This is a genomic window from Cupriavidus sp. H19C3, from assembly GCF_049393815.1.
Classification (GTDB): Bacteria; Pseudomonadota; Gammaproteobacteria; order Burkholderiales; family Burkholderiaceae; genus Cupriavidus.
On sequence record NZ_CP184986.1, the window covers coordinates 469,544 to 481,116 of the forward strand.

Annotated in this window: 12 protein-coding genes; 9 read left to right on the forward strand and 3 right to left on the reverse strand. The window is 68.4% G+C overall.

What is annotated here, in order from left to right; genetic code table 11:
- The first annotated feature begins 38 nt into the window (after positions 1-38).
- The 7 genes from DFLDMN_RS21630 (at position 39) to DFLDMN_RS21660 (ending at position 7,637) form a co-directional block, all read left to right on the forward strand.
- Positions 39-776: an SDR family oxidoreductase gene (locus DFLDMN_RS21630; protein ID WP_423199916.1), complete on the forward strand. Its 738-nt coding sequence runs from the start codon at positions 39-41 to the stop codon at positions 774-776.
- Positions 773-1,513, forward strand: coding sequence for a D-glycero-alpha-D-manno-heptose-1,7-bisphosphate 7-phosphatase (locus tag DFLDMN_RS21635; protein WP_423199917.1), 741 nt, complete (start codon positions 773-775; stop codon positions 1,511-1,513). Before DFLDMN_RS21630 ends, DFLDMN_RS21635 begins: the two co-directional genes overlap by 4 nt.
- The gene (locus DFLDMN_RS21640) at positions 1,510-2,730 is read left to right on the forward strand and encodes a glycosyltransferase family 9 protein (RefSeq protein WP_423199918.1); all 1,221 of its coding nucleotides are present in this window, start codon (positions 1,510-1,512) and stop codon (positions 2,728-2,730) included. The genes DFLDMN_RS21635 and DFLDMN_RS21640 overlap by 4 nt, the downstream gene beginning before the upstream one ends.
- Entirely contained in the window at positions 2,711-4,510 is a 1,800-nt protein-coding gene (locus tag DFLDMN_RS21645) for a carbamoyltransferase (RefSeq protein ID WP_423199919.1), read from the forward strand. The genes DFLDMN_RS21640 and DFLDMN_RS21645 overlap by 20 nt, the downstream gene beginning before the upstream one ends.
- Positions 4,497-5,483, forward strand: a complete 987-nt coding sequence (locus DFLDMN_RS21650; RefSeq protein ID WP_423199920.1) for a glycosyltransferase family 2 protein — start codon at positions 4,497-4,499, stop codon at positions 5,481-5,483. Before DFLDMN_RS21645 ends, DFLDMN_RS21650 begins: the two co-directional genes overlap by 14 nt.
- A 182-nt stretch (positions 5,484-5,665) precedes the next feature.
- Entirely contained in the window at positions 5,666-6,697 is a 1,032-nt protein-coding gene (locus DFLDMN_RS21655) for a glycosyltransferase family 9 protein (protein WP_423200534.1), read from the forward strand.
- The gene (locus tag DFLDMN_RS21660; RefSeq protein WP_423199921.1) at positions 6,690-7,637 is read left to right on the forward strand and encodes a glycosyltransferase; all 948 of its coding nucleotides are present in this window, start codon (positions 6,690-6,692) and stop codon (positions 7,635-7,637) included. Before DFLDMN_RS21655 ends, DFLDMN_RS21660 begins: the two co-directional genes overlap by 8 nt.
- Here the strand turns inward: DFLDMN_RS21660 and DFLDMN_RS21665 are convergent.
- Positions 7,594-8,133: a CinA family protein gene (locus DFLDMN_RS21665; RefSeq protein ID WP_423199922.1), complete on the reverse strand. Its 540-nt coding sequence runs from the start codon at positions 8,131-8,133 to the stop codon at positions 7,594-7,596. The two genes, DFLDMN_RS21660 and DFLDMN_RS21665, sit on opposite strands and share 44 nt — an antisense overlap.
- Positions 8,134-8,512: 379 nt before the next feature.
- On the opposite strand from DFLDMN_RS21665, the gene DFLDMN_RS21670 reads away from it, so the two are divergent.
- A complete protein-coding gene (locus DFLDMN_RS21670; protein ID WP_423199923.1) occupies positions 8,513-8,929 on the forward strand; it encodes a CBS domain-containing protein in 417 nt (138 codons plus the stop codon).
- A gap of 85 nt (positions 8,930-9,014) precedes the next feature.
- Positions 9,015-9,608, forward strand: coding sequence for a DUF4142 domain-containing protein (locus DFLDMN_RS21675; RefSeq protein WP_423199924.1), 594 nt, complete (start codon positions 9,015-9,017; stop codon positions 9,606-9,608).
- Positions 9,609-9,701: 93 nt separating this feature from the next.
- Here the strand turns inward: DFLDMN_RS21675 and DFLDMN_RS21680 are convergent, their stop codons facing one another.
- Both DFLDMN_RS21680 and DFLDMN_RS21685 read right to left on the reverse strand, forming a co-directional pair.
- Entirely contained in the window at positions 9,702-9,899 is a 198-nt protein-coding gene (locus DFLDMN_RS21680; protein WP_423199925.1) for a hypothetical protein, read from the reverse strand.
- A gap of 120 nt (positions 9,900-10,019) precedes the next feature.
- Positions 10,020-11,462, reverse strand: a complete 1,443-nt coding sequence (locus tag DFLDMN_RS21685; protein ID WP_423199926.1) for an MFS transporter — start codon at positions 11,460-11,462, stop codon at positions 10,020-10,022.
- Positions 11,463-11,573: the final 111 nt, after the last annotated feature.

The following is an 11,573-nucleotide window of genomic DNA, read 5'->3' on the forward strand; positions in this document are numbered from 1 at the left end:
TCCCCGATCCTCCCCAATCCCTCTCAGGAGCGCCAACTATGCAAGGCCATGATCCTCAACTCGACGACAAGACCTATCTGGTGACCGGCGGTGGCCGTGGCCTGGGCGGTGCCATCTGTCGCATGCTCGGCGAGGCCGGTGCCAATGTGATCGTCGCGGATATCGACGAGTCGCTCGCGCACGGCTGCGTGGAGACCCTGAGCGTGAGCGGGGCCCACGCCCTGGCGCTGCCGCTGGATGTCTCCGATCCGCCCTCGGTCGGGAAGGCCTTTGCCGACCTGCGCAAACAGAACGTCCAGCTCGATGGCGTGATCAATAATGCGGCCATCGATATCACGCTGCCGGTGGACGAGGTCGATACCGAGCGTTGGCGCCAGGTGCTGATGGTCAACCTGTACGGGCCCTACCTGTTGGCGCACGAAGCCGTGCCGCTGCTCAAGGCGCGCGGCGGCGGCCATATCGTCAATATCGCCTCGACCGCGTCGAAACGCGCGTGGCCCAATGCCTCGGCCTATCACGCCACCAAGTGGGGCATCCTGGGCTTCTCGCATGCGCTGCACGCCGAGCTGCGGCCGCACGGCATCAAGGTCTCGGCGGTGGTGGCGGGCGGCATGCGCACGCCATTCCTGCTCGACCGCTTTCCCGATATCGATACCTCGACATTGCAGGATCCGGCGAATGTCGCGCGCGCGGTGCGCTTCGTGCTCACGCAGCCAGAAGAAACCGTGATACCCGAAGTGATGGTGCTGCCGATGAAGGAGACCTCATGGCCATGATGGCAGACGGAGCGGCAGGTGGCACTGCAAGCGGCACCGCGCGCAGCGCTCGGCATGGGGCGGCAAACGGGGCGGCAAACGGCGCTGCAAACGGCGCAAACGGCGCAAACGGCGCAAACGGCGCGGTACTGCTCGACAAGGACGGTACGCTGCTCGTGAACGTGCCCTATAACGTCGATCCCGCGCAGATCCGCCTCGCTCCCACCGCGGGCAAGGCGCTGCGCCGTCTGGGGCGCCTCGGCCTGCCGCTGCTGGTGGTGAGCAACCAGCCCGGGGTTGCGCTCGGGCGCTTTCGGCGCGAGGCGCTCGAGGGCGTGCGGACGCGGCTGGCACAGCTGTTCGTGCGTTACGATGCGCGGCTCGCCGGCTTCTTCTATTGCCCCCACCATCCGCAAGGCAGCGTGCCCGCCTACGCGCGGGCGTGCCTGTGCCGCAAGCCGGCCCCGGGGATGTTGCGCTTTGCCGCCGCGACGCTCGGCTTCGATCTGCAAAGCTCGTGGATGATCGGTGACATCCTCGACGATGTCGAAGCAGGGCGCGCGGCCGGATGCCGCACCATCCTGGTGGACTGCTGTAACGAGACCGAATGGCGGCCCGGGCCACTGCGCGAGCCGCACCATGTGGTATCCACACTCGACGCAGCCGCACGCATCGTCGAAGCGGCCACCGTGACCGCCCGCGCCGGCGCGCGCGCGGCAGGCCGGCGCGCGCAGGCCGTCGCGGAGATGTCGTCATGAGCGACCTGCCTGACTGGTCCGGCGCGCGCCGTATCCTGTGCGTGCGCCTCGACAATATGGGCGACGTGCTCATGACCACTCCTGCCATGCAGGCCCTGGCCGAAAGCGCGCCGGATCGGCATATCGCGCTGCTGACCTCGACGCCGTCCGCGCTGCTCGCCCCGCATCTGCCGATGGTGGACGAAGTCATTCCATGGAACGCGCCATGGGTTCGGCACGATCCGGCCCCGAGCGCGGCCGACGTCGCCCACCTGTTGCCGGCGTGTGCCCGGGCCCTCGCGGCGCGCGGGTTCGACGCCGCCGTGATCTTCACCGTCTACAGCCAGAGTGCGCTCCCTGCGGCCATGCTGTGCAGCCTGGCGGGCATTCCGCTCCGGCTCGCGCATTGCCGCGAGAATCCATACGCGTTGCTGAGCGACTGGGTCGCGGAGACCGAGCCCGATACCGCTGGCCAGCGCCCGCGTCACGAAGTCCGGCGTCAGCTGGACCTGGTGGCGCGCGTCGGCGCCGTAATCGCCGATACCCGGATGCGCTTCCACGTCCGTGAAGCGGACCGGCAGCGGCTTGACGACTTGTTGTCGCACCGGCAGCCGCCACGTGGCAGCGGACGCGGCATCGTCGTGCATCCGGGCGCCACCGCCGCGTCGCGACGGTGGCCGTCGTGGCGCTTTGCCGAGGTCGCGCGCGAACTCGCCATGCGCACCGGTGGCTGTGTGTGGATCACGGGCAGCGGCAGTGAAGCGGCGCTCGCCGAGGCGGTATGCGCGGACGCCATGCATCCCCATGTGCGGACGCTGGCCGGCAAGTTGTCGCTCGGCGAGATGGCGGCATTGCTGGAGCGCAGCGACCTGCTGGTGTCGAACAACAGCGGACCGGTCCATCTGGCCGCAGCGCTCGGCACCCCGACCGTCGATCTCTACGCGCTGACCAATCCGCAACACACGCCCTGGCAAGTCCCGCATCGCACGCTGTATGCCGATGTGCCGTGCCGCTATTGCTACAAGAGCACGTGCCCCGCCGGGCATCACCGCTGTCTGCGCGAAGTCACCGTTGCCGATACGGTAGGCGCGGCCATGTCGCTGCTCGACGGCGAGGTGCCGCCGCCGCAGGAGTTGCCGTGGGGCGCCGCCACGCGGACGGTTCCGTTGCATCCCGTTGCCGCCCCGCGTCCCACCCTGCCGATGGAGGAAGATCCCCATGTACACACTTGGCATTAACGCTGCCTACCATGACTCAGCCGCCTGCCTGGTGCGCGACGGAGAGGTCATCGCGGCCGCGGAGGACGAGCGTTTCACGCATATCAATCACGGCAAGCGGCCCGTACCGTTCAGCGCCTGGGAGCTGCCGTTCCACGCCATCGACTACTGCCTCGCGGAAGCCGGCATTACGCTCGCGGACGTCGACCATATCGCCTATTCGTACGATCCCGCACTGCTGCTCGGGGAGAGGCGCGGTGACGAGACGCTGGCCTTGCCACTGGAGCCGTCGCGCCATGCCAGCGCCGGCGCGGTGACATCGCCGTGGGATCCGTTGTTCCTGTCGTATGTTGTCAACGCACCGCGCCAGCTGGCGGCGGGTGTTCCCCATCACCTTGGTGCGCGCTTCCGTGGCGCGCGCCACGATGGTCCGTTCCAGTGGCATTTCGTTGAGCACCATATGGCGCACGAAGCGAGCGCGTTCCTCGCCGCGCCGTTCCGGCGCTGCGCGGTGCTGACCATGGACGGCCGCGGCGAGCAGGTGACCACGAGCTATGGGGTGTTCGACGGCAGCTCGTACCGGCGCATCAAGCAGATCGATCTGCCCGATTCGCTGGGGCTGCTGTATGAGCGTGTGACGCGGCATCTTGGCTTCCTGCATTCGTCGGACGAGTACAAGGTCATGGCATTGGCCTCATACGGCAAGCCGACCAAGGTCGACGCGTTCCGCGAACTGGTCACCAACGATGGCGAAGGCGGCTATCGCGTGGTCGACGTCGATCTCGAACCGTTGCTCGGGCCGGCGCGGCTGCGCGGCACCGAATTCGGCAGTGAGCATTTCGACATCGCGCGATCGCTGCAGCAGGTGCTCGAGGAGACCGTGCTCGACATGACCAGCTGGCTGGCACGCGAGACCGGGGAGGCCTGCCTGGCGATGGCCGGTGGCGTGGCGCTCAACTGCGTGATGAACGCGCGCGTGCGCGACCGCAGCCCGTTCGCGCAGGTATGGGTGCAGCCCGCCGCCGGCGATGCGGGTACCGCGCTCGGCGCGGCCCTGTGGATCGACCACCTGCAGCGTGGCCGCCCCGCGCGCCACTGGACCATGGAGCATGCCTATCTTGGCCCGGCCTTCGACGACGACGAAATCGCCGCGTTTCTCGACTGGTCCAGGCTGCCCTATCGGCGCGTGGACCGCGCCGAGCTGGCCGAGCATACCGCCGAACTGCTGGCGGCCAACAAGATCATCGGCTGGTTCCAGGGGCGCATGGAGTTCGGCCCGCGCGCGCTGGGCGCGCGCTCCATCCTGGCCTCGCCGATCGATCCCGGCATGCAGCAGCGCCTCAACCAGATCAAGGATCGTGAGGATTTTCGTCCCGTGGCGCCGGTGGTGATGCAGGAGCGCGTGAGCGCATGGTTCCATGCGGACAAGCCGCCGCCGTCGGGCGCGGCGCCATTCATGCTGTTTATCTATGACGTCAAGCCGGAACAGGCGCGCCGCATTCCGGCGGTGACCCACGTCGATGGCACGGCGCGCGTGCAGACCATCCGGCGCGACCAGAATGCGGCCTATTACGATGTGCTGGCCGCCTTCGAACGTCGCACCGGCGTGCCGATCCTGGTCAATACCTCGTTCAACACGCGTGGCGAGCCGATCGTCTGCACACCACGCGATGCGGTGGAGTGCTTCTGGACCTCGCCGCTCGATGCGCTGGTCATCGGCTCGTTCATCCTCGAGAAGCCGGGCGCACGGGCCAGCGCAGCGGCGACGCCGGCACGGGAGGTGGCCGATGCGGGCGCCTGATGCGGTGGTCTCGGTGGTCATTGCCACCTACCGGCGGCCCGAGCTGCTGCGGCGGTGCCTGCTGGCGCTGTGCCGCCAGCATGCCGATCCGCGCGGGTACGAGATCATCGTGGCGGACGACGGATGCGAGCGGCGCATCGCGGAACTGGTAGCCGGGCTTGCCGCCGCGCATCCCGGGCTGACGCTGCGCTACGTCGCGGTGACGCGGACCCAGGGTCCGGCCGGGGCGCGCAATGTCGGCTGGCGCATGGCCCGTGGGGAGGTGATCGCGTTCACCGACGATGACACGGTGCCGCGCGCGGACTGGGTATGCGAGGGCTATCTGGCGCTGGCGGCCATGCCCGCCTGGAGCGCGGTGGCGGGCGCAGTGGTGGTGCCACTGCCAGCCCGGCCTACCGACCATGAGCGCGACACCGGCGGCCTGGCCCATTGCGAGTTCGTGACCGCCAACTGTTTTGTACGGCGCGCCGCGCTGGAGCGGGTGGGCGGCTTCGACGAGCGCTTCCGGCGCGCGTGGCGCGAGGACTCCGACCTGCAGTTCCGGCTGGAGGCGCAGGCGGGGCCGGTGGGCCGGGCGCGCAAGGCCGTGGTCGAGCATCCGGTGCGCGCCGCGCGGTGGGGCAGCAGCGCCGGTGCGCAGGCCAAGGTGTTTTTCGACGCGCTGCTCTACAAGAAGCATCCTCGCCTGTATCGCACGCGTATTCGCCGGGTGCCGCCATGGCACTACTACGTGGCGGTACTCGCGCTGGGCGTGGCCGTATGCGGCGCATGGAGCGGCCATCGCACCATCGCCGCCGGCGCGGCGCTCACGTGGTTCGTCATCACCGCCGCATTCTGCATGAGGCGGCTGCGTGGCGCGGCGCTCACGCCGGCGCATATCGCCGAGATGATCGTGACTTCCATCGTGATTCCGCCGCTGTCGCTGTACTGGCGCCTGCGCGGGGCGCTGCACTTCCGTACGGTGTTCCTGTGAACGAGACGCTCGAACTGTGGGCGTCGCCCACCACGCCAACCGCCACGTCATCCGCAGCGCCACCCACCGCGCCACCCACCGCGCCACCGGCAGGCCAAGCCGCCGCATCGCGGACGGCCCCGGGGCGCCACGCGGGCGTCGTCCGTCGTATCGCGGTATTCCGCGCGCTGCAACTCGGCGACATGCTGTGCGCGGTACCGGCCTTGCGCGCGCTGCGCGCAGGCGAGCCCGACGCGCATATCACGCTGATCGGCTTGCCGTGGGCGCGCGAGTTCGTTAGCCGGTTCTCCGATCTGCTCGATGACTTCATGGCCTTTCCTGGCATGGAGGGGATGCCCGAGCAGCCGTGCCAGCACGACGCGGTAGCCGCGTTCTATGCCGACGCGCGCGCGCGCCGCTTTGACCTGGCCATCCAGCTGCATGGCAGCGGCACGCTCAGTAACGAGGTGTTGCGACGCCTCGCGGCGCGCCAGACGGCGGGATTCTGCGCAACGCCGGCCGAGGCTGCAGTGCACGGGCGCGTGGCGGCGGAGGGAAGTGCGCGGGAGGCGCGCGAACTGCTCGTGCCATGGCCCGACGGCAACGAGATCGAGCGCCTGCAGGGACTCATGCGCGCGCTCGGCTATCCCGCCGTGGATCCGCACCTGGCCTTTCCGCTCGGGCCGCTCGATCAGGCCGGCTGGCAGCAGCTGGCCGACCGGCATGGCCTGCTGCCAGGCCGTTATGTCTGCGTCCATCCCGGCGCCCGCATGCTGTCACGGCGCTGGCCGGTGGAGCGTTTTGCCGAACTGGCGCAACGCCTGCAGGCGCGCTTGCAGGTGGCGATCACCGGCGCGCCGGATGAACGCATGCTGGCGCATCGCCTGGCCACGATGGCTGGCGGCGACGTCGTCAACCTGTGCGGGCAGACTTCGCTCGGGACCATGGCCGCGCTGATCGCGCATGCCAGATTGCTGGTCTGCAACGACACCGGCGCCTCGCATATCGCGGCGGCCATGGATACCCCCAGCGTGGTGGTCTCGTGCGGCAGCGATAGCGCGCGCTGGGCGCCGCTCGACGCCACGCTGCATCGCGTGCTGGCGCACCACCCGCCATGCCGGCCGTGTGCGTGGCAGAAATGTCCGCTCGGCCACGTCTGCGCCACCCATATCGAAGTGGATGCCGTCATGCGCGAGATCGACGCGCTGATGGCCATGGAGCATGACCATGCCTGAGCGTCTGCGTATCCTCACGTGGCATGTCCACGGCAACTACCTGTACTACCTGTCGCAGCTGCCGCACGACTTCTACCTGGTGACCAGGCCCGGCAATCCACCGGGTTATGCGGGCGTGGGAGGCGCGTTACCGTGGGGCGACAATGTTCACGAGCTGCCGTTCGACGCGGTGCGCGACGTGCGTGTCGACTGCGTGCTGTTCCAGCATCGCGATCACTTCGCGCAGGATCGCCACACCGTGTTGTCGCCGGCGCAGCGCGCCTTGCCGACCATCTACCTGGAACACGACCCGCCCCAGCAGCATCCGACCAATACGGTCCATCCGGTGCAGGACGCCGCGGTATTGCTGGTCCATGTCACACCGTTCAACGCGCTGATGTGGGATAGCGGCATCACGCCGACGCGGGTCATCGAACACGGCGTGATGGTCGACCCGACCGTGCGTTATACCGGTACCCTCGCGCGCGGCATCAGCGTGGTGAACAACCTGAACCGGCGCGGCCGCCGGCTTGGCGCCGACATCTTTGCCGCGGCCCGCGAACGGGTGCCGCTCGACCTGATCGGCATGGATGCCCGGTCCGCCGGCGGGCTGGGCGAGGTGTCCAATCCCGAGGTCGCCGCGTTCATGGCGCCGTACCGTTTTTTCTTCAACCCGATCCGCTATACCAGCCTCGGGCTGGCCGTGGTGGAAGCGATGGCAATCGGCATGCCGGTGGTCGGCGTGGCCACCACGGAGCTCGCGGCCGTGATCGAGCGCGGACAGAATGGCTACGTCGATACCGATCCCGAGCGACTGATCGGCGTCATGCGCACCTTGCTGCAGGAACCCGAGCTTGCCGCCCGCTGGGGTGCGCGCGCCGCGCGGATGGCACGCGAGCGCTTTGGCATCGAACGCTTCATTGCTGACTGGGAGCGGGCGCTGCGCGAGGTGACACGTTGACCGGCGTACCTTCGCCGCGCACGAACAGCTCGAAATAGTGCGGTACGCGCGCGATCCCGTACCTGGCGGCGGCCACGCGCACGGTATTGCGCGTGCCGTCGAAGCGCGCCGTCTCGGTGAAGGCGGCCACGCGACCATGATGGCGAAACACCCAGGCATAGCACTGCGTGCCGGGCGGCGTGCCGTCGCCGACCTTGCCATCGGCCACGCCCGTATTGGCAATCGCGAGCGAGGCATCCGAGAGGCGTAGCACGCCCAACGCCATCGCCAGCGAGACCGGTTCGCTGGTCAGGCCGTGGGTATCGATAAGATGGCGCGGCACGCGGAGCACCGACATCTTGATTTCGGGCGCATAAGCCACGATCGCGCAGCGCAGCACACCGCCGCTGCCCGGCACGTCGGCAATGCACGAGGCGATCAGGCCTGCGGTGCAGGATTCGGCGGTGGCCATCGAAAGGCCGTGGCGGGTGAGGAATCTGGCAACGCTGGTGCTCATGGCGCGGTCCTCACGAGAACAGGGATAGCGTTGAGCCCGGCAGGTTTCGTGCCAGGCATGGCAATTCATGGCTACGCGGAATCCCCTCTGCCGTGGCTGGGGTGCGGGCGAGGCGCGGCCACCGGCCGCAATGTAGATTCGATCTGGGCCCCTGAAAGATTTACCCGCCTTTTGTGCTGCCGCGGGGCACGCGCACGCGAGGCGTGGGGGGGCCGCATGGCCACCCGCATCCTTCGGGAACGGCAATTGCGTGGATAGGCGGACCGATCCACCGACCATCCCGCAAACAGGATGGTCCTTCCCGAACAGGAGCCAGCCGATGGGTACCGCTACACCAACCGCTACACCAACCGCTTCACCCTTGCGTCTGCGCGACGTCATGTCCGCCGATCCCGCTTACGTGTCACGGGATGACACACTGCAGAAGGCCGCCCGCATGATGGACGATCTGAGTGTCGGTGTGTTGCCGGTATGCGTGAACGGCAGGCTCGAAGGTGTCGTTACCGACCGGGATATCACGGTACGTTGCACCGCCGCGGGGACCGATCCAACCGAGGGCAAGGTCGCCGACGCCATGTCGCAACACACGCAGTGGTGCCACGACGACGATACCGTCGATACCGCGCGCGCCATGATGGCGGAACGGCAGATCCGGCGGCTGCCGGTGATCGATGCGGACAAGCAACTGGTGGGCATCGTCTCGCTCGGCGATATCGCCACCAAGTCCGGCGAGACCGCTCGCGCCGGCGATACGTTGACGGAGGTCTCGAACCCCTCCGAGCCGGACCGGCGCTAGGCACGCCAGCGTCCCCGCACCGATCGGCGCACGGCCGCGCACGGTTCTTGCGAAGAATATCGCATCACAACCGCTGGGAGATCCCATGAAACTTCATCATGTCATCACCACCGTCGCGGCTTCGTGCGCGTTGCTCGCCTCGCCGGCCTTGCTTGCGCAAGGGACCGGCACCACCACGCCTAAGGCCACGTCGCCCAACAGCATGGGCACCGCCAGCTCGCACAAGGACAGCGACCTTGCGCGGGGCGACCGCAACTTCCTCGAGAATGCCGCGCAGGGTGGCCATGCCGAGATCGAAGGCAGCAAGCTCGCCCAGCAAAAGGCGGCGAGCGCCGACGTCAAGTCGTTTGCCTCGCGCATGATCGAGGACCATACGAAGGTTGGCGAGGAACTGGTCAAACTGGCCAGCACCAAGGGCTATACGCCGCCGACCGAGCCGTCGATGATCCAGAAGGGCGAACTCAAGGCGCTGAGCGCGCTGCAGGGTGCGCGTTTCGACAAGCTCTACGCCAGCCGGATAGGCGTGGCGGCGCACGAAAGCACGCTCAAGATGTTCCGCGAAGCGTCGCAGAACGCCAAGGACCCCGACATCAAGGCGTTTGCGGCCAAGCATGTGCCCGATCTGGAGAAGCATTTGCAGATGGCACGCGACCTCGACAAGAAGGTCGGCAGCGAGTGATCCCGCCCGGGTGGCGGCGCGGGTAGCCCCGCGTGCCGGCCCGGGATGGCGCAGCGTCCGGCAAGGTTTGCCTGCGCTGCGCTTTTTTACCGATCAGGGATGCGTTTTGCCAGGCTTCCGCTCCGGCGTGGCCTGGTGCTGTTTGCGCGGGTCCTCGTTCTTGAACCCGCCATAGCTGCTCTGCCCGGGATCGGCGCTGCGGCTCCTGATGTCCTCGGGTTGCCGGTCGGTCCGGGCACCGGGGTTCTGGCGATCCTGGGGCGTGGTGGGCGTGGTGGGTTTGGTGCTCATGACATGGTCTCCGTCGGGATGCGGCGCGTGGCGCCGGGAGTCCACCGTCATGCAATGCATGTGCCCGCGGGCCAGGGCGCCGGGGGAGGCGCCCACCGGCGGGCCCCGGGGTGGCCGAGCTCAGAGGTCGGCGTCGAGCGCCGCCGTGGTACGCCGGGCCGGTGCTTCGCTTGCGCCACCGCGCCGGTCGTCGCTGCCGCCACTACTGCCACCGCGCTCGTCGCGCAGGCGACTCAGGCTGATGGCCGCGCCCGTCGCCGCCACCGCGGCGGCCACGAACAATGCGCTGCGTGCCGCGCTGTCGCGATCGAGGCTGAACAGCAGGGCCACACATGCGGTGCCGGTGGTCTGGCCCAGCAGGCGCGTGGTGGCCTGCGCGCCGCTGGCGCCGCCGCTGCGCTCGCGCGGCGTGGCCGAGATCATGGCGCGATTGTTGGGCGACTGGAACAGGCCAAAGCCGAGCCCGCACAGGCCGGTACGCCAGGCTATATCGAAATTGCCGGCATCGTGCCCGATCCAGGCCAGGCTCAGCAGCCCGATCGTCATCAGCACCAGGCCAAGGCCAGCCAGCACGCTGGCCGAGAATCGGTCCGACAGGCGGCCCGACACCGCCGCCATCAGCGCGACCATCAGCGGCCAGGGCGTAATCAGCAGGCCGGTCTCCTGCAGGCCGCGGCCGAGCTGATACTCGAAGTAGAACGGCAGCGAGACAAACGCGAGCATCTGCGTCATGAACGAGCAGAACGAGGTGCCCACGGCCAGCGTGAAGGCCCGCACCGCGAACAGGTCCACCGGCACCAGCGGCGCGGGCTTGCCATGCTGGCGGCGTACCAGCACCCAGCCCAGGGCGATGGCGCACACCAGGCCGGCGGCGCCGGCCAGGCGCAGCGGCGCATGACCGAGGCCATCGACGCCGAGGATAAAGAGCCCGAACACGAGCGCCGACAGCAGCGCGCTCGGGTAGTCGAACTCGCGCGGCTGCGCCGGTGTGAGCGGCAACGCGCGGCGGCTCAGGGCGAGCGCGAAGATCGCCACCGGCACATTGATGGCAAACAGCCACGGCCAGTCGCCGACCGACAGGATCAGTGCACCGATCGACGGGCCCACGGCAATGGTGGCGCCGACCACGAGCGCGTTCAGACCGATGCCGCGGCCGAGCTTGGTGGGCGGATAGATAAAACGGATCAGCGCGGTGTTGACGCTCATGATGCCTGCGCCACCAATGCCCTGCAGCACGCGCGCCGCCACCAGCATCGGCAGGTTGACAGACACCGCGCAGAGCAGCGAGCCTGCCAGGAAGGTGGCCAGCCCCGCGCGGTAGACGCGCTTGTAGCCAAGAATGTCGCCCAGCGAGGACAGCGGCAACAGGCACACCGTCACCGTCAACTGATACGCGTTGACAACCCAGATCGTGCGGGCCGGGTCGGCATTGAGTTCGCGGGAGATTGACGGTAGCGCGATATTGGCAATCGAGCCGTCGAGTACGGCCATGATCAGGCCACAGAAAACGGTGACGACGGCCCAGGTTCGCTGGGGCTGGGGTAAGCCGGTATGTGACTGCATGGGGGGCGGAGCTCGCTGACGAATAGCCGCTGCGCGCGGCCGCGCCATTATGGTCCGGTCCGGGCATCTCCGCAAATCCCCTTGTTGCGCGGGGCACCATGGTCTGCTAGC

Excerpts from the sequence above, each read along its gene's own strand:
- DFLDMN_RS21645 (WP_423199919.1), top strand. The coding sequence starts at position 2,711 with ATGTACACACTTGGCATTAACGCTGCCTACCATGACTCAGCCGCCTGC.
- DFLDMN_RS21685 (WP_423199926.1), bottom strand. The coding sequence starts at position 11,462 with ATGCAGTCACATACCGGCTTACCCCAGCCCCAGCGAACCTGGGCCGTC.
- DFLDMN_RS21650 (WP_423199920.1), top strand. The coding sequence starts at position 4,497 with ATGCGGGCGCCTGATGCGGTGGTCTCGGTGGTCATTGCCACCTACCGG.
- DFLDMN_RS21630 (WP_423199916.1), top strand. The coding sequence starts at position 39 with ATGCAAGGCCATGATCCTCAACTCGACGACAAGACCTATCTGGTGACC.
- DFLDMN_RS21660 (WP_423199921.1), top strand. The coding sequence starts at position 6,690 with ATGCCTGAGCGTCTGCGTATCCTCACGTGGCATGTCCACGGCAACTAC.
- DFLDMN_RS21680 (WP_423199925.1), bottom strand. The coding sequence starts at position 9,899 with ATGAGCACCAAACCCACCACGCCCACCACGCCCCAGGATCGCCAGAAC.
- DFLDMN_RS21635 (WP_423199917.1), top strand. The coding sequence starts at position 773 with ATGATGGCAGACGGAGCGGCAGGTGGCACTGCAAGCGGCACCGCGCGC.
- DFLDMN_RS21675 (WP_423199924.1), top strand. The coding sequence starts at position 9,015 with ATGAAACTTCATCATGTCATCACCACCGTCGCGGCTTCGTGCGCGTTG.
- DFLDMN_RS21665 (WP_423199922.1), bottom strand. The coding sequence starts at position 8,133 with ATGAGCACCAGCGTTGCCAGATTCCTCACCCGCCACGGCCTTTCGATG.
- DFLDMN_RS21655 (WP_423200534.1), top strand. The coding sequence starts at position 5,666 with ATGCTGTGCGCGGTACCGGCCTTGCGCGCGCTGCGCGCAGGCGAGCCC.
- DFLDMN_RS21640 (WP_423199918.1), top strand. The coding sequence starts at position 1,510 with ATGAGCGACCTGCCTGACTGGTCCGGCGCGCGCCGTATCCTGTGCGTG.
- DFLDMN_RS21670 (WP_423199923.1), top strand. The coding sequence starts at position 8,513 with ATGTCCGCCGATCCCGCTTACGTGTCACGGGATGACACACTGCAGAAG.